This is a genomic window from Croceicoccus gelatinilyticus, assembly GCF_018398395.1.
Classification (GTDB): domain Bacteria; phylum Pseudomonadota; class Alphaproteobacteria; order Sphingomonadales; family Sphingomonadaceae; genus Croceicoccus; species Croceicoccus gelatinilyticus.
Map to the genome: position 1 here is coordinate 626,678 of NZ_JAHCBF010000002.1, position 14,792 is coordinate 641,469.

A 14,792-nucleotide genomic window follows, 5' to 3' on the forward strand; every position below is an offset into this window, starting at 1 on the left:
CGTGCCCAGCTGGTTGCTGCCGACCGGCTTTGCGGTCGGCGCGTTGGCGATCTGGTTCGCGGCTGCCTTCAGGAACACCCGACGCCAGATTGCGGCGACGAAGGCGCGGCGCCCCAATCCGTCGCGTGATCAGTTCATGGAGATGATTGCTCCAGATTGTGCAGAAGAAGTGGCCGCTTTCCTATGGGAGACGGCCCTCCCCTATATTTGAAGCCCCATCTGACGCCGCATCCGGACGACGACCTACTCCGCGACCTGCCTATTGATGAAGACGACTGGTCAATGGATTGGCCGCGCGACTTCGCGGCACAACAGGGGTTCCACGAAAGCAACCTGCCCGACTGGCCCGAAGGCTGGCCTACGACAATCAGGAATTACGGTCGCTGGCTAAGCATGGGTCCGGCTTAACCCAACCACCGCCAGACCCCCGCCGGAATGCCGCCCAGCGGCATATGCGCGAAGGTGATCGCGAGCCATGCAACGACGGCGACGACCCACGTGACCGCGCTCGCCCCGGCAAAGCCCGACAGTTTCGGCCAATAGCTCGTCTTCGCCTCCCACTCCGGCCACGCCGGGTCGAGGTGTTCCTTCTTCCTGTCCTGCAGTGCTGCGCCGACCAGCGCGAGGATGATGAAGGCCCCCATGAAGACGATCGTGCGCGCGTCGGGCATGACGAGGATGTGCGCCACGCCCCAGATCGCGATGCCCCACATCATCGGGTGGCGCGTGACGAGGAAGACGCCCGCAGGCTCCTTGCCCGCCGCCTTGCCTTCCGATCCGGGTAGCGCGGGATTGCCGCGAAAGCTGCCGACAAGGAGGACGAGCGCCACGATGGTGAGGATGCTCGCTACGATCCATGCCCAGTCGCTCATCGGCTCGAACAGCCAAGGCCCGCGCGGAGCCTTGCCGAACGCGTGGCCTATGCCGCCCAGCGTGATCAGGGCGACCAGCGAATAGAGCGCGAGAAAGCCCTTCTCACCCAGCTTGGCGACCAGTGGTGCGCGGGCGGGGTGAGAGAGGATGAAATGCGTGCCGACGAAAATGACGGCGGCCGAAACCAGTGCGGAAAGTCCCAAGGGCATCGCTGCCTCCCGACGAAGATGGCACGTCCCGGCAGGCTAGCGCGTGGTGGGCGGTGCGCAAGACCCCGCCCACCGATGCGACATTACTTGCGTTCGGGGTGCATGCCGGCTGCCTGCGGCTCACCCAGTTCGGCGTCGCCGGCCAGTTCTTCATGCGCCTCGTGCTCACCCAGCGTGTCGAGGTGCATCCACTTCTTCACGATAGGGCTGAGCAGAAGGACGACACCGCCGATGCCGATCGTCCACCAACCGATCTCGTTATAGATTGCAAGGGTCAGTTCCTTGCTCATCTCGCCCGATTCGCCGCCGGTGGCTTCACCGATCTTGCCCGCGACGAAGCTGCCCACCGCGGTCATGTAGAACCATGCGCCCATGATGAAGCTGCCCAGATGCAGCGGCGCAAGGCGGGTCATGGCCGAAAGTCCGACGGGCGACAGGCAAAGCTCGCCGGTCGTGTGCAGCAGGTAGATGAGAAACACGAAAACGACGCCCGTCATCACCGCCGGATCGCCGGTGCCCGCGCCCCAGACGAACACGAGGAAGCCCGCGCCGACCTGGAACAGCGCCAGTGCGAACTTGGCCGGCGCCGACGGTTCAAGCCCGCGACGTCCAAGGAACTGCCACAGCGCCGCGAACAGCGGGGCGAAGATGACGATGTAGATCGGGTTGATCGACTGGAACAGCGATGTCGGGACCCCGCCCTTGTCGACGAACTTGTCGGTGTAGAGGTTCAGCGAACCGCCAGCCTGTTCGAACAGCCCCCAGAACACCGGGTTCAGCGCGATCAGGAAAAGGATGGCGAAGATACGTTCACGCGCCTGCTTGGGTAGCTTGAACGCTTCGTAAAGCGTGTAGGCCAGCATCGCGATGCCGCATACGATCAGCAGGCCCTGAATGACGTCCTGGTACTGGATCAGGAACCAGATCACCGCGACCGAGGCTGCGCCTACGACGTAGAGCGTGGTCTCGAGACGCTTGGCGAGCGGAGCCGGCGGTTCGCCCTGCCCCTTAAGCGCAGGTTTGCCGACGATGAAGATGATGAGGCCCAGCACCATGCCGATACCCGCAAGGCCGAAGCCCCACGACCAGCCGATCGTCTCACCCAGATAGCCGACGAGGATCGTGCCCAGCGCCGCACCGACGTTCACGCCCATGTAGAAGATCGTGTAGGCCGCATCACGGCGGCTATCGGTCATCTTGTAAAGCTGGCCGACGATCACGGAGATGTTGGCCTTCAGGAAGCCGGAACCCACGATAATCAGGGCCAGCGCCAGCCAGAACACGTTTATCGCGAAATCGGCCTGCTTCACGGCCGGATCGGTCACGCCCTGCATGCCTTCGTAAGCCATGGCCAGGTGGCCCAGTGCCAGCACCGCACCGCCGAACAGCACCGCCTTGCGCTGGCCCAGCCAGCGATCGGCCAGGTATCCGCCCAGCACCGGCGTGATGTACACGAGGCTGCCGTAGGCGCCGTAGATCAGGCTCGCCTTGCCGTCGGAAAACAGCCAGAATTTCGTGAGATAGAGGATGAGCAGGGCGCGCATGCCGTAGAAGGAGAAACGCTCCCACATCTCGGCGTAGAACAGCACGAAAAGCCCGCGGGGATGGCCGATGACCTCCTCGCTCTTGCGCATGGAGATGACGCCGCCGATGGCCAGCACGGCAAATAGGGCGACCGCGGCGATGGCTGCGATCCAGTCGCCCTCGGTCCAGAGGCTGATGTCCTTCATGTAAGCTCGTCTTCCCCGGTATTTTCGTGAGTGTCCGTTTCTGGGGTGAGAGCCTTAAAGGCCTTTGCCGCATTGTGAAGGGTTTTGTTGCAATTGAGACCATCTCGCTTGACCGTAATGCAACGGCCCGAAAGCTTGACCCGACACGCTGTATTATGGCACTAGACCACCTATGCCACGCCCCACCGGAACCCAGGCCACGCGCCCCGTCTACCTGCGTTTGCGGGACCTGATTGCCGCCGCGATCATCGACGGAAGCTATCCGGAAGGCGAACTGCTCCCCTCGGTCCGCGCATTTGCCGCCGAACAGGGGGCGAATCCGCTGACGGTGGCCAAAGCTTATCAGCAGTTTCAGGACGATGGCTTATTGGAAGTGCGCCGCGGCATCGGGATCGCCGTCGTGCCGGGCGCGCGCGCGCGCCTGCTGAAGGCTGAACGGGACCAGTTCCTCACTGAAGAGTGGCCCGCCGTGGCGGATCGGATCCGTCTGCTCGATCTTGATCTCGACAGCTTGATGGCCCGTTCCGACTGACGGGCAAAATGCGGACCGGGATGCAAACTGTCCCGAAATCTTATCATATGTAATAGATATTGCGACTTTCCCCCCGGGATGGCACACTTATTCAAGTGGTTGCGGGCAGGGGATGATCTTTTTTCCGGCTTCGCAGTCGCGGACTGCTCGTGATGAAGGGGCATCACGGGTTCTGGCATTGTTACCGCCCTTGCCGGCGGTATCTGTCGCAAGGGGGTCGCGAACTCTTCGACAGGCGGGGTAGACATGATTAGATCGGAACTCATCGAAGCGCTTGCGCAGGAAAATCCCGAACTTCGACCTGAAGAGGTCGAGGCCGTGGTCACCTGCTTCTTCGACGCGATTGCCGAACGACTGGCCAGTGGTGGCCGGGTCGAGCTTCGCGGTTTCGGTGCTTTCTCCACCCGCGAACGCGCCGCCCGCACGGGCCGCAACCCGCGCACCGGCGAAACGGTCGAGGTGCCCGGCAAGCGCGTGCCTTACTTCAAGGCTGGCAAGGATATGCGCGACCGCCTCAACGCGGACTGATCGCCGCGCCCGTACTCTCGGGGTCATCTTTCACAATCTGCTGGATTCTCGCCATTGCGCGGCGCAGCCACGCACCCTAACGCTGCGGCAAGTGCGGACGTGGCGGAATGGTAGACGCCGGGGACTTAAAATCCCTTGTACTTTGTACGTGCGGGTTCGAGTCCCGCCGTCCGCACCACTTTATTCATAGCTTTTCGGACCGCGCACGAGGTTAACGCATCCCACTGGAGATGCGCGAAAACTACTCAGGTCCAACCTGCTGCATTCCCACGCGAATTTAACGATTTGGTTGCAACTTTCCGGGTATCAGGGAACCCGTGAACAGCGCCAATTTCGGGCCCCCTTCCGACCGCAACTGGCGCGAATGAAAGAGCGGGCAGCGTGAATGACCTGAGTCCCTCGCAATTCGATGGCCATCGCGGCGATGGCGACACATCGGTGCGCGATCCCCAGCGAATACCGATCATCCGGACGGCAAAGCTCGTCTTTCCCGATGCCGAATACCCTTGCGTCCTGCGCGATATTTCCGGCAGCGCGCTGCGCGTAAAGCTCTACGGTGCGCCGATCGAGGAAGGGGCCGCGGGCTTTCACCTCGAATTCGGCGACGGCGACAGGTTCGAAGTCAGCGCGATCTGGGTCAAGGACGATCAGGCCGGACTGGCCTTTGCCAAGCACAATGACCTCATGTCGCTGATCGGGGAACATGGCCCTTTCCGCAAGCGCGCCATCCGCATTGCGGTCGAACTTCCCTCGTCGGTCAAATCCCTCGGGCGCAGACTGGACGTGCACATCCGTGACCTTTCGCACGAAGGGGCACAGATTTTGAGCGAGGCGATGTTCTCGATGGACCAGCAGGTCCGCATCGACATTCCCCGTCTGGGCGAAGTCTATGCGAAGGTCCGCTGGCGGCAGCACCCCTCTTACGGCCTGGCCTTCGTCGAAACCTTCCGCTTCGACCAGATCGCAGCAGTGGCGAGCGACCTTCAGGCGCTTTCGCGGGAGTGGCGCAAGGACGGCGGTTCGGGCCCTCGCCCTGACGACATGGCGGCCTGATCCACCCGGCCTGCCCGCCGCCCGTTTAAAAAGCTGCAAAAAGAGGCTGCGAAAGCACCGCGTTAACGTCCTCTTAGCCATTTTCATGCACGAATTGCCTTGGGTCGCCGCTTGGCGACGGACGTTTTGCACAAGGGGGCACCGTGCAGCAGGGCACCGAAATGAAGCAGGGCAATTCCGAACTGGACGTGGACGTCGTCATCATTGGCGCAGGACCGGCCGGTCTGACGGCGGGATACCTGCTGACGAAGGCCGGAAAATCGGTCGCCGTGATCGAGAAGGACGAGACTTACGTCGGCGGCATCAGCCGCACCGTCGAACACGAAGGCTATCGCTTCGACATCGGCGGACACCGCTTCTTTTCGAAGTCCAAGGCCGTGGTCGACCTGTGGAACGAGATCCTGCCCGACGACTTCATCTCGCGCCCGCGGATGAGCCGCATCTATTACGAGGGCAAGTTCTACTCCTACCCGCTGCGCGCGTTCGAAGCGCTGCGTAATCTCGGCATCTGGCGTTCGACGGTCTGCATGGCGAGCTTTGCCAAGGCGCAGGTCTTCCCGCGCAGGCAGATCAAGAGCTTCGAGGACTGGACCGTGAACCAGTTCGGCGAAAAGCTGTTCTCGATCTTCTTCAAGACCTACACCGAAAAGGTGTGGGGCATGCCCTGCGATGAAATGAGCGCCGACTGGGCCGCACAGCGCATCAAAGGTCTCTCGCTCTGGGGGGCAGTGACCGATGGGCTCAAGCGTTCGCTTGGCCTCAACAAGCGTCCGAACAATGGCATGCAGGCCAAGACCCTGCTCGAGGAATTCCGCTATCCGCGCCTTGGCCCCGGCATGATGTGGGAAGCCGCGCGCGACAAGATTCGCGAAGGCGGCAACAAGGTCCTGATGGGCCACGCGCTGCGCCAGCTTGCCGCTGACAGCAAGGGCGGCTGGCGCCTTAGCGCGACGCTGGCCGATGGCAGCGAGCGCGTAATCCGCGCCCGCCACGCGATTTCGAGCGCGCCGATGCGCGAACTGGCCGCGCGCCTTGCTCCGGTCCCGGCCTCGGTGCTGGATGCCAGCGGGCTGAAGTATCGCGACTTCCTGACCGTGGCGCTGAAGGTCCGTTCCAAGGACCTGTTCCCCGACAACTGGATCTACATCCACGACAGCAAGGTGCAGGTCGGCCGCATCCAGAACTTCCGTTCGTGGTCGCCCGAAATGGTGCCCGACAGCGATGTCGCCTGTGTCGGCCTTGAATATTTCTGCTTTGAAGGCGACGGCCTCTGGGCCTCGTCGGATGACGATCTTGTCGCCCTGGCGACGAAGGAAATGGAAATCCTCGGCCTGTGCGATCCGGCGGACGTCATCGGCGGTTCGGTCGTGCGGCAGGAAAAGGCCTACCCCGTCTATGACGAGGACTATGCCGAGCGCGTGCAGGTCATGCGCGAGGAACTGGAAGCCAAGCACCCCACGCTGCACCTTGTCGGGCGCAACGGCATGCACCGCTATAACAACCAGGACCACGCGATGATGACCGCGATGCTGACGGTCGAGAACATCATGGCGGGTAAGCGTATCTACGACACCTGGTGCGTGAACGAGGACGCGGAATACCACGAGGCCGGCAACGAGGGCGACGAGATCGAACTGCCCCGCTACTCGGCAGAAGACCGCGCCGCAGCGCTGTCCTCGATGCGCGACGTTCCCGAGCCTGTCGCACCCGAGAAGAAGGACGCGGCATGACCGACGCCGCGGCCTTCAGGCGCTTCGTCGCCTACGGCTTTGCCAGCGTCGCGGCGCTGGGCGTCGACCTTGCCTGCTTCTTCGCGTTGATGGCGCTGCATATTGCGGCGCCTGCGGCGGCAGCGGGCGGCTATGCGGCGGGCATCCTTGCCCACTGGTTCGCATCGAGCCGCTTCGTCTTTACCGGCCGAGTCGCCAGCGAGGGCAAGGCACGCGCGGCCCAGCAGGGCCTGTTCGTCGCCTCTGCGCTGGTTGGCCTCGCGCTCACTTGGGCCATTGTCGCGGCGGGGACCGCGATGGATCTCGACCCGCGCCTTGCCAAGCTGATCGCCATCGGCGCCAGCTTCTTTGCCACTTTCCTGCTGCGCCTGCGCTTCGTCTTCACCGAAGAGCAGGGCGCACCTGCCGGTACAAGCTGACGCGGGGGTGGAGGGCACCATGATCGGAGAGCGCCGCCGCCACGGATTCGAACGGGCCATGATCGCCCGGATCACGCTGGTCTGGGCAATCGTCTCGGCGCTCCTCCTTGCCACGCAGTTCCGCAACATTGCCGCCGTCATCTATCCCGATGGCGACGATATCCTGCGCCTCCTGCAGGTGCGCGACTGGCTGAACGGCCAAAGCTGGTTCGACGTGACGCAGTACCGCGTCGATCCGCCCGAAGGCACGCCGATGCACTGGACGCGGCTGGTGGATCTCCCGCTGGCCGCGGTCATCTTTCTGCTGACGCCGATCATTGGAAGCGGCGCGGCTGAAATAGCCGCCTCGGTCATCGTACCGCTGGCAACGCTGTGGCTCGTGCTCATGCTGATCGGACGCATCAGCTTCAAGATCTTCGATGAAGAAGCGACCGGCCTCGCCTGCCTCGTAGCGGCGATGTCCACCTCGCTCCTCAACCAGATACGCCCGATGCGCATCGACCACCACGGCTGGCAAGTCGTGTGCGCCCTTGTCGCAGTAAACGCACTGATGGCCCGCAACGCGCGGCAAGGCGGCTGGATCGCCGGTTTCGCGATGGCGGCGTGGCTGTCGATCAGTCTTGAGGCGCTGCCGATGGTCGCCGCGATCATGGCGGTCGGCCTGTGGCGCTGGATGCGGTGCTGGCACGAACGGACCTGGCTGGTGTCGATGCTGCAGTCGACTTTCGTAAGCTCGCTGCTGATCTACATGGCTACGAAGGGCCTGCCGGTCGGCGCATCGGTTTGCGACGGGATGGGCCCTGCCCCGCTTGCCGCGATGGGCATTCTCGCGATCGGCGCGACCGGCCTCGACCGCGCGACGCACCGTCCGTTCAGCTTCGCCCTGATGGCTTTCGGCGCGCTCGGCGTCGCTGCCGTTGCGGTTGAATTTACGCTGGCTCCGCAATGTACGGGCGGCACTTTTGCCGAACTCGATCCGCTGACCCGCTCGCTTTGGCTCGGTAACATCACGGAAGGCCGCCCGATCTGGGAAGGCAGCGTCAAGCTTGCGCTGCTTAAGGTCATCCCGCCACTGATCGCGCTCGTCACGATGTGGAACCTCATCCGCACCTCGAACGACTGGCTTGGTCGCTGGCACCAGGAATATGCGTTTCTGCTGATCGTTGCGCTGATCGTCGGTTGCCTCGTGGCCCGGACCAGCATCTATTCCGCCGCACTCGCCGCCGTGCCGCTGGGCTGGCAGTTGAAGGTCTGGCTCCGCTCGGTCCGCACGCTGAAGGAACCGAGCAAGCAAGCCGCCGCCGCCGCCGGCATCATCACTGCGCTCGCCCCGGCCGTTCCGATCTCGCTGCTGATGGCGGCCGCGCCGACGCAGGCATCGACCCGCACCTCCGCGCCGGTCGTCGCCGTTGCCGATTGCGACGTTCGCGCAGCGCTACCGGCGCTGGGCACTACGCCCTCGCGCGTGTTCGCGCCGATCGACCTTGGCCCGCGCATCCTGCTTGATAGCCCGCACTCGGTCCTTTCAACTGCGCATCACCGCGCCGATGTCGCGATTGCCGACACGATGCGCGCTTTCATGGGCTCTCCTGATGATGCCCGTGCGATGCTGGACCGTCGCGGCTATGACTACATGATGCTGTGCACCGGCATGAACGAAGTGAACGCCTATGCCGCTCTGCAGCGGGCTGGCTTTGCCGCCAGCCTGCAGAAAGACGAGATTCCCGATTGGCTGGAGCCGGTCGAGAACGATAGCCAGAACGTCCTCGTCCTCAAGATCAGGGACTGATCAACCGCGACAGGCGGCGCAGACACCCTTCAGTTCGACAACCGTCTTCACATCCTCAAAACCGGCCGCACTTGCCGCACCGCGTAGGCCTTCGGTCAGGCGGTCGTCGTCGATGTGCTCGGCGATTCCGCACTTGTCGCAGATCAGAAAGATGCAGTCGTGCTGACAGCCCGGGTGCCGGTTCACCAGATACGCGTTCGCGCTTTCGATCCGGTTCGCAAGGTTGGTCCGCACGAACAGGTCGAGGATGCGATAGACGCTGTTGGGAGCAACCCGCTTGCCGCGCTGCGCCGAAAGGGCATCGGCGATGTCATAGGCAGAGGCCGGAGCCTCGTGATCGGCCAGCGCATTGAATACGTCGGCACGCATGTCGGTCCACTGCTCGCCCGCATCGGTCAGTGCCCCGCGCGCCGCGCGCACGAGCGCTGCGCCTTCGTGTTCGGCGTGGGAATGGTCGTGCGTGTCCGTGCAGGTCATGCCAGCGATATAGGGCGTGCCGGCGCGCAAGTCATCCCGCCCGTGACGGAGGCCCCGTGAAGCAAACCTAAATCAGTTCTTGCGGAAGGTCGCGGTGTAGTCTGCGGGGAACAGGGTCTTCAGCGCCTCGACCTTCGGGCGGTCCCAGCGACGGATGTAGCCGTGGTTCGGGTTCTTCGCCATGAAGTCCTGATGATAGGCCTCGGCGCGGTAGAAGGTGCCCTGCTTCTCGATCTTGGTCACGATCGGCTTGTCCCACAGCTTCGCCTTGCCGAGCTGCGCGATGTAGGCCTTGGCCACGCGGGCCTGTTCCGCGCTAGTGGGGACGAACGCACTGCGATACTGGCTGCCGTGATCCGGCCCTTGCCGGTTAAGCGTGGTGGGATCGGCGACGACTGCGAAGAAGATGCGCAGCAATTCGTCATACCGCACGACATTTGGGTCGTATGTGACCTTCACCGCCTCGGCATGGCCGGTCGCACCGGATGTCACCCTTTTGTAAGTCGCATCGCGCTTGCTGCCGCCGTGATAGCCGCTGACCGCGCTGGTCACGCCCTTGACGTGGCTGAACACGCCCTCGACGCCCCAGAAACAGCCACCTGCGAAGATCGCGGTCTTGAGCCCGCCTTCCTCCGTCGCGCGGATCGCAGCGGCAGGGGTCGCCACCGCCTCTTCGCCCGATGCGGCGGCGATCGCAGGTTGCTGGCACGCGCCGAGCAGAGCAGCGGCGCCAAGCATCAGGAATGTGGAGCGGAAGGTGTTCAGCCCAGAACCGACGCGATGGCCTGCGTCTCGATCGGGAAGCCCGACACCGCGAAAAGCCCGGCGGCACCCAGCGCGAAGCCGATCGCGAAATTGCGGATAAGGCTGCTGTCGATGAGGTGCATGGCTTTGACTTTCGTGGCCAGTAGTAGGGTTGCTGAACTTGGTAATCACGGTCTTAACCCGGGTCCGCTGAAGAAAGGATGAATCCTACTCCATCCTTTCGTTCAGGAACCTGAACCGGTTACAGCGCAGCTTTAAAAAATCAGTGCCGGAAGTGGCGCATCCCGGTGAAGACCATGGCAAGACCGGCATCGTCAGCGGCCTTGATAACGTCTTCGTCACGGATCGAACCGCCCGGCTGGATCACCGCCGTCGCGCCAGCCTCGGCCGCCGACAGCAGGCCGTCGGCGAACGGGAAGAACGCGTCGGAGGCGACCGCGCTACCGACGGTCTTGGCCTCGGACCAGCCGTAGGTCTCGGCAGCTTCGGCGGCCTTGGCTGCGGCGATGCGCGCCGAATCGCGGCGATTCATCTGGCCCGCGCCGATACCGGCGGTCTGGCCGTCCTTGGCATAGACGATGGCGTTCGACTTCACGTGGCGGGCGACCGTCCATGCGAAGAGGCAGTCCTTCAGCTCCTGCTCGGTCGGGGCGCGCTTCGTCACGACCTTGAGGTCCGCCTCGCTCACCGCAGCGCTGTCGCGGTCCTGCACCAGCAGGCCGCCGGCGATGACGACCTGGTTGACGCCGGGACGACGCGGATCGGGCAGGCCATCAGACAAGAGCAGGAGGCGCAGGTTCTTCTTCTTGGCGAAGATGGCCTTGGCCTCTTCCGTCGCATCGGGGGCGACGACGACTTCGGTGAAGATCTTGGTGATCGCCTCTGCCGTGCCAGCGTCAAGCGGGCGGTTCACCGCGACGATGCCGCCGAACGCGGAAACCGAATCGCAGGCGAGCGCCTTGTCCCACGCCTCTTCCAGCGAGTTCGCGGTGGCGACGCCGCAGGGGTTGGCGTGCTTGACGATCACCACGGTCGGCGGGCCGTCACGGAATTCGGCGCAAAGCTCCAGCGCGGCGTTCGCGTCGTTGTAGTTGTTGTAGGACAGTTCCTTGCCCTGCACCTGCACCGCTTGCGGCAGGCCCGAGACGTGCGGACCTTCGGGCAGGTAGAGCGCGGCTTCCTGGTGCGGGTTTTCGCCGTAACGCAGGGTGCCTGCGATGTTGCTGGCCATCGTGCGGCGCGGCGGGAATTTCTGGCCCTGGTCGGCATAGGCGAACCACTGGCTGATCGCGCTGTCGTAGGCGGCTGTCGCGGCGAAGGCCTTGGCGGCGAGCATCTTGCGGAAATCGTATCCGGTCGCGCCGACGCCTGCGTCCATTTCGGTCACCAGTGCCGGATAGTCGGCAGGGTCGGTGACGATGGCGACATATTCGTGGTTCTTCGCGGCAGAGCGCACCATCGACGGGCCGCCGATGTCGATGTTCTCGATGATGTCGTCGCGGCCTGCGCCCTTCTTCACCGTTTCAACGAACGGATATAGGTTCACGATGACCAGATCGATCGCGCCGATGCCGTGCGCTTCCATCGCGGCGGCGTGTTCGGGATTGTCGCGCACCGAAAGAAGCCCGCCGTGGACCATCGGGTGCAGTGTCTTCACGCGGCCGTCCATCATTTCCGGAAAACCGGTGATGTCGGACACGTCCTTCACTTCAAGACCCGCTTCGCGCAGCGTGCGCGCAGTGCCACCGGTCGAGACCAGTTCCACCTTGCGAGCGGCCAATGCCTGACCCAGTTCGACGAGACCTGTCTTGTCCGATACGGACAGGAGGGCACGGCGAATCGTGATCGGTTTTTCCATGAAGGCGGCCTTTCGCGCTGGAACGGTTAGAAGTCCGCCCGAGCCTCTAGGCCGTGGTTTTGCGGTCCGCAAGCACCCGAAGGGCCCAAACCCACGTTGATCGCGTCTCGGATTAAAGGCCTAGCAGGCGGGCTTCAGCCCATCCGCTTGAAGGACCAGAAAACCTTGCCGCCGTCGCGCCCGACAGATCCGGTCAGGACAAGCTGGTGCACGCCGCGCGGATGCCCGCCCGCATCGATCCAGAGCGATTCCTCGACCACGAGGCCCGGCGCACCCGTGCGGAACTGCCAGTACGACCCGTCAGGCATGGCGAGCGCAAAGCCCTTGCCCCCTTCGGATTCGAGCTGGTGCCCGATCTCTATCCCCTGCCCAAGGTGGAAGCGGATGGCATAACCGTGATCGCCGCGCTTCGCCTTGCGCCCGCGGGGGAGCAGCGCATCGGCCCCTTCGAGCAGGGTGCCATCGGCAGACAGGGCAAGCCGGCGTTCGTGGAACAGGCCATGGCGCGCGACATACCCGTCGTGCGATGCGGTCAGCACCGAGGCGCTGCCGTCCTTGGTGCGATCGAAAGTCACAGCCTTCACGCCGGAACCCAGCTTGCCGTTCGGCTCCACCGGCGTCGAATCGTGTTCGCCTAGCATCAGGGTCGAATGGGCGGCCGTACTGCGCAGACCATCCTCGATCCGGCGCGGGACCGCTGCGCCTGCCAGCGCCGCGCCGCCGCAATTGACGACGATGCGCTGTTCCTTGTGGCTGAATTCAAACGCCAGCGTCGAGGCGCAGCCGCCGTGCGCCTGACGGCCCGAGGGCGGCGGCGCGGCATCGAACTGCACGACCGACTGGCGCACGGCCAGCCGCTGAAAACCCCAGTGCTTGGCATCGTGCAGCGGACGCGCACGCGGGTCCGCCGCCTCTGTCAGCAAGGCAAGTCGGTCCGCCGAAAGCGGCGCGCTGCCCTGCCAGCTGCCCAGCGTCCCGTCCGAATGGGTCAGCGCCAGCAGCGCGGGCATCATCAGCGAGAGCATGACCTGTATCTGCGCCGGCGGATCGCGGCGGCAAGCGCGATAACAGGCCGAAAGGCGCAGCAGGATCGCGATAGTCTCGATCTGGTCGACCGGCGAGCGCGAGAGCATTCCGCCATCCTCGCCCACCGTATCGCCGAGCGCGGCGATCAGCCCCGCTTCGCCGAACAGGCGGCGCGGCTTGCCATCGGGCAGAAGCAGTCCGGCCGCCGTAATCGCGGCCCATGCGGGGATCACCTCATGAGCAGCCCCGCCGCGCGGAGCCTGCTTGTCGAGCCAGAGTGCGGTCTTCGACAAGTGACGCAAAACGCTGGCGCGGAAGGACCGATCATTGCCCGAAAGGATCAGCGGCGCATGGACCAGCCAGTTGAGGACGCGCAGCCCGACATGGCCGACATTCCACGCAGGGCCGGTCCCGATCTCGGCATTGGCCAGCATCCAGCGGCGCATGATGTCGTCCGCGACCGGCGCGACCTTGTCACGCGTGCCCGCCGCCTCCAGATCGGCCAGCCAGGTAAACCCGTGCACCGTGCGCGCCACCGGCGGGGAAAGCGACGTGCTGCCATAGTCGGCAGCCTCGACCCCCAGCCGCTTACCCGCGATCAGGAAGTGCCCTGCGCGCAGCGCCATGCCAGCCGCACGCTCACCCGGAAGCGGCTCGTCGACCGTGGCAAGAATGCGCAGGCGCGAAGGTTTGTGGAACGGGCGGACAAGATTGCGCGCCGAAACGCCGCGCGCATAAAGGAACCGCATTGCGCCATCTACCACGCCCAGACGCGGCGGCGACAGGTCGGCAAGCTCGGGCTCACCCGAAAGCGTCGGCTCCGGCGTCAGTGGGGCCGGTTCGACCAGCCCGTTCTCGGTATCGCTGCCATTCAAGGGTAAAGCCCGGTTCCGGGGCTCGATCCGGACCGGCTCGTCAGGGAGGCGGGTCGGTTCGAAGCCCATGGAAGCATCAGCCTCCTGCCGCCTTCAGGGCGGCGATGTTCTCGGCATACTTGTCGGGCCCACCCTTGAATGTGGCTGAACCGGCGACCAGCACATCGGCCCCAGCATCGACGCAAAGTTTCGCGGTTTCCGCATTCACGCCGCCATCGACCTCGAGGTGGATGTCGCGGCCCGTCTTGTCGATCATCTTGCGCACAGCCTCGATCTTGCGAAGCTGCGAATGGATGAAGCTCTGCCCGCCGAAACCGGGATTGACGCTCATCACCAGAACAAGGTCGATGTCGTCGATCAGGTAGTCGAGCATCTTGGCAGGGGTTGCCGGATTGAGCGAAATGCCCGCCTTGCACCCCAGTGCCTTGATCGCCTGCACCGTGCGGTGGACATGGGGTCCGGCCTCGGGGTGGACGGTGATGATGTCCGCGCCCGCCTTGGCGAAATCCTCAAGGTAGAGGTCCACCGGGCTGATCATCAGATGGACGTCGAAGGTCTTGGCGGTGTGCGGGCGAAGCGCCTTCACCACGGCGGGGCCGATGGTAATGTTGGGGACGTAGTGGCCGTCCATGACGTCGACGTGGATCCAGTCCGCGCCGGCAGCGTCGATGGCGCGCACTTCCTCGCCAAGCGCGGCGAAGTCTGCAGACAGGATGGAGGGAGAGATAAGCGGTGTGGGCATGGATCTCGAATTACTCCAGCGAGGCAAAGCGCCACAAGGCGCAATCGCAGCTTTATTCACATGGCTGAGCATGGGCCGAGCATGAAAAGTGCGGTTAATCTCTGCCTGTGCCGGATCGCACCAGCGCTGGCGCATCCGCTTGAACGCGGCGAAGCGCTTGGTTAAGCGCAGATATCCCGCAAAACG

15 protein-coding genes and 1 tRNA gene are annotated in these 14,792 nt (G+C 64.1%); 8 read left to right on the forward strand and 8 right to left on the reverse strand.

Annotated features, from left to right (window positions below):
* Position 1 precedes the first annotated feature (1 nt).
* Complete coding sequence (locus KIH45_RS06965) at positions 2–211, forward strand: hypothetical protein (protein ID WP_213175265.1); 210 nt, start codon at positions 2–4, stop codon at positions 209–211.
* 193 nt (positions 212–404) lie between these two features.
* Here the strand turns inward: KIH45_RS06965 and KIH45_RS06970 are convergent, their stop codons facing one another.
* On the reverse strand, positions 405–1,082 hold the full coding sequence (locus KIH45_RS06970; protein WP_213175266.1) for an NnrU family protein: 678 nt from the start codon (positions 1,080–1,082) through the stop codon (positions 405–407).
* A gap of 83 nt (positions 1,083–1,165) precedes the next feature.
* On the reverse strand, positions 1,166–2,812 hold the full coding sequence (locus KIH45_RS06975) for a peptide MFS transporter (RefSeq protein ID WP_213175267.1): 1,647 nt from the start codon (positions 2,810–2,812) through the stop codon (positions 1,166–1,168).
* A 172-nt stretch (positions 2,813–2,984) separates the two neighbouring features.
* On the opposite strand from KIH45_RS06975, the gene KIH45_RS06980 reads away from it, so the two are divergent.
* The 7 genes from KIH45_RS06980 to KIH45_RS07010 all read left to right on the forward strand — a co-directional run bounded on the left by KIH45_RS06980 (position 2,985) and on the right by KIH45_RS07010 (position 8,863).
* Positions 2,985–3,344, forward strand: a complete 360-nt coding sequence (locus KIH45_RS06980; RefSeq protein WP_213175268.1) for a GntR family transcriptional regulator — start codon at positions 2,985–2,987, stop codon at positions 3,342–3,344.
* A gap of 246 nt (positions 3,345–3,590) precedes the next feature.
* Positions 3,591–3,872, forward strand: coding sequence for an integration host factor subunit beta (locus KIH45_RS06985; RefSeq protein WP_213175269.1), 282 nt, complete (start codon positions 3,591–3,593; stop codon positions 3,870–3,872).
* Between the two features lie 93 nt (positions 3,873–3,965).
* Positions 3,966–4,050 (forward strand) — tRNA-Leu (locus KIH45_RS06990).
* A gap of 203 nt (positions 4,051–4,253) precedes the next feature.
* Positions 4,254–4,925 (forward strand): PilZ domain-containing protein, encoded by a 672-nt coding sequence (locus KIH45_RS06995; protein ID WP_213175270.1) that lies wholly within the window; start codon positions 4,254–4,256, stop codon positions 4,923–4,925.
* Between the two features lie 161 nt (positions 4,926–5,086).
* Positions 5,087–6,655, forward strand: coding sequence for an NAD(P)/FAD-dependent oxidoreductase (locus KIH45_RS07000; RefSeq protein WP_213175271.1), 1,569 nt, complete (start codon positions 5,087–5,089; stop codon positions 6,653–6,655).
* On the forward strand, positions 6,652–7,074 hold the full coding sequence (locus KIH45_RS07005; protein ID WP_213175272.1) for a GtrA family protein: 423 nt from the start codon (positions 6,652–6,654) through the stop codon (positions 7,072–7,074). Before KIH45_RS07000 ends, KIH45_RS07005 begins: the two co-directional genes overlap by 4 nt.
* A gap of 19 nt (positions 7,075–7,093) precedes the next feature.
* A complete protein-coding gene (locus tag KIH45_RS07010; RefSeq protein WP_213175273.1) occupies positions 7,094–8,863 on the forward strand; it encodes a hypothetical protein in 1,770 nt (589 codons plus the stop codon).
* On the opposite strand, the gene KIH45_RS07015 is transcribed toward KIH45_RS07010, so the two are convergent.
* From KIH45_RS07015 to rpe, 6 genes are all read right to left on the reverse strand, one after another.
* Positions 8,864–9,340 carry a Fur family transcriptional regulator gene (locus tag KIH45_RS07015; RefSeq protein ID WP_213175274.1) on the reverse strand — a complete coding sequence of 159 codons (477 nt, stop codon included), beginning with the start codon at positions 9,338–9,340 and terminating at the stop codon, positions 8,864–8,866.
* Positions 9,341–9,412: 72 nt separating this feature from the next.
* Positions 9,413–10,078, reverse strand: a complete 666-nt coding sequence (gene msrA, locus KIH45_RS07020; RefSeq protein WP_213175275.1) for a peptide-methionine (S)-S-oxide reductase MsrA — start codon at positions 10,076–10,078, stop codon at positions 9,413–9,415.
* A gap of 23 nt (positions 10,079–10,101) precedes the next feature.
* Positions 10,102–10,227: a hypothetical protein gene (locus KIH45_RS19325; RefSeq protein WP_273544097.1), complete on the reverse strand. Its 126-nt coding sequence runs from the start codon at positions 10,225–10,227 to the stop codon at positions 10,102–10,104.
* A gap of 140 nt (positions 10,228–10,367) precedes the next feature.
* A complete protein-coding gene (gene purH, locus KIH45_RS07025; RefSeq protein ID WP_213175276.1) occupies positions 10,368–11,963 on the reverse strand; it encodes a bifunctional phosphoribosylaminoimidazolecarboxamide formyltransferase/IMP cyclohydrolase in 1,596 nt (531 codons plus the stop codon).
* A gap of 134 nt (positions 11,964–12,097) precedes the next feature.
* Positions 12,098–13,933, reverse strand: coding sequence for a heparinase II/III family protein (locus KIH45_RS07030; protein ID WP_213175277.1), 1,836 nt, complete (start codon positions 13,931–13,933; stop codon positions 12,098–12,100).
* Positions 13,934–13,940: 7 nt separating this feature from the next.
* Positions 13,941–14,606, reverse strand: coding sequence for a ribulose-phosphate 3-epimerase (rpe, locus tag KIH45_RS07035; RefSeq protein WP_213175278.1), 666 nt, complete (start codon positions 14,604–14,606; stop codon positions 13,941–13,943).
* Between the last annotated feature and the right edge of the window lie 186 nt (positions 14,607–14,792).

What these genes read in the sequence shown, in the direction of transcription:
- KIH45_RS07015 (WP_213175274.1), bottom strand. Translation starts at nt 9,340, where the DNA reads ATGACCTGCACGGACACGCACGACCATTCCCACGCCGAACACGAAGGC.
- msrA (WP_213175275.1), bottom strand. Translation starts at nt 10,078, where the DNA reads ATGCTTGGCGCCGCTGCTCTGCTCGGCGCGTGCCAGCAACCTGCGATC.
- KIH45_RS19325 (WP_273544097.1), bottom strand. Translation starts at nt 10,227, where the DNA reads ATGCACCTCATCGACAGCAGCCTTATCCGCAATTTCGCGATCGGCTTC.
- KIH45_RS07030 (WP_213175277.1), bottom strand. Translation starts at nt 13,933, where the DNA reads ATGGGCTTCGAACCGACCCGCCTCCCTGACGAGCCGGTCCGGATCGAG.
- KIH45_RS07010 (WP_213175273.1), top strand. Translation starts at nt 7,094, where the DNA reads ATGATCGGAGAGCGCCGCCGCCACGGATTCGAACGGGCCATGATCGCC.
- KIH45_RS06985 (WP_213175269.1), top strand. Translation starts at nt 3,591, where the DNA reads ATGATTAGATCGGAACTCATCGAAGCGCTTGCGCAGGAAAATCCCGAA.
- KIH45_RS06970 (WP_213175266.1), bottom strand. Translation starts at nt 1,082, where the DNA reads ATGCCCTTGGGACTTTCCGCACTGGTTTCGGCCGCCGTCATTTTCGTC.
- KIH45_RS07000 (WP_213175271.1), top strand. Translation starts at nt 5,087, where the DNA reads ATGAAGCAGGGCAATTCCGAACTGGACGTGGACGTCGTCATCATTGGC.
- rpe (WP_213175278.1), bottom strand. Translation starts at nt 14,606, where the DNA reads ATGCCCACACCGCTTATCTCTCCCTCCATCCTGTCTGCAGACTTCGCC.
- KIH45_RS06980 (WP_213175268.1), top strand. Translation starts at nt 2,985, where the DNA reads ATGCCACGCCCCACCGGAACCCAGGCCACGCGCCCCGTCTACCTGCGT.
- KIH45_RS06975 (WP_213175267.1), bottom strand. Translation starts at nt 2,812, where the DNA reads ATGAAGGACATCAGCCTCTGGACCGAGGGCGACTGGATCGCAGCCATC.
- purH (WP_213175276.1), bottom strand. Translation starts at nt 11,963, where the DNA reads ATGGAAAAACCGATCACGATTCGCCGTGCCCTCCTGTCCGTATCGGAC.
- KIH45_RS07005 (WP_213175272.1), top strand. Translation starts at nt 6,652, where the DNA reads ATGACCGACGCCGCGGCCTTCAGGCGCTTCGTCGCCTACGGCTTTGCC.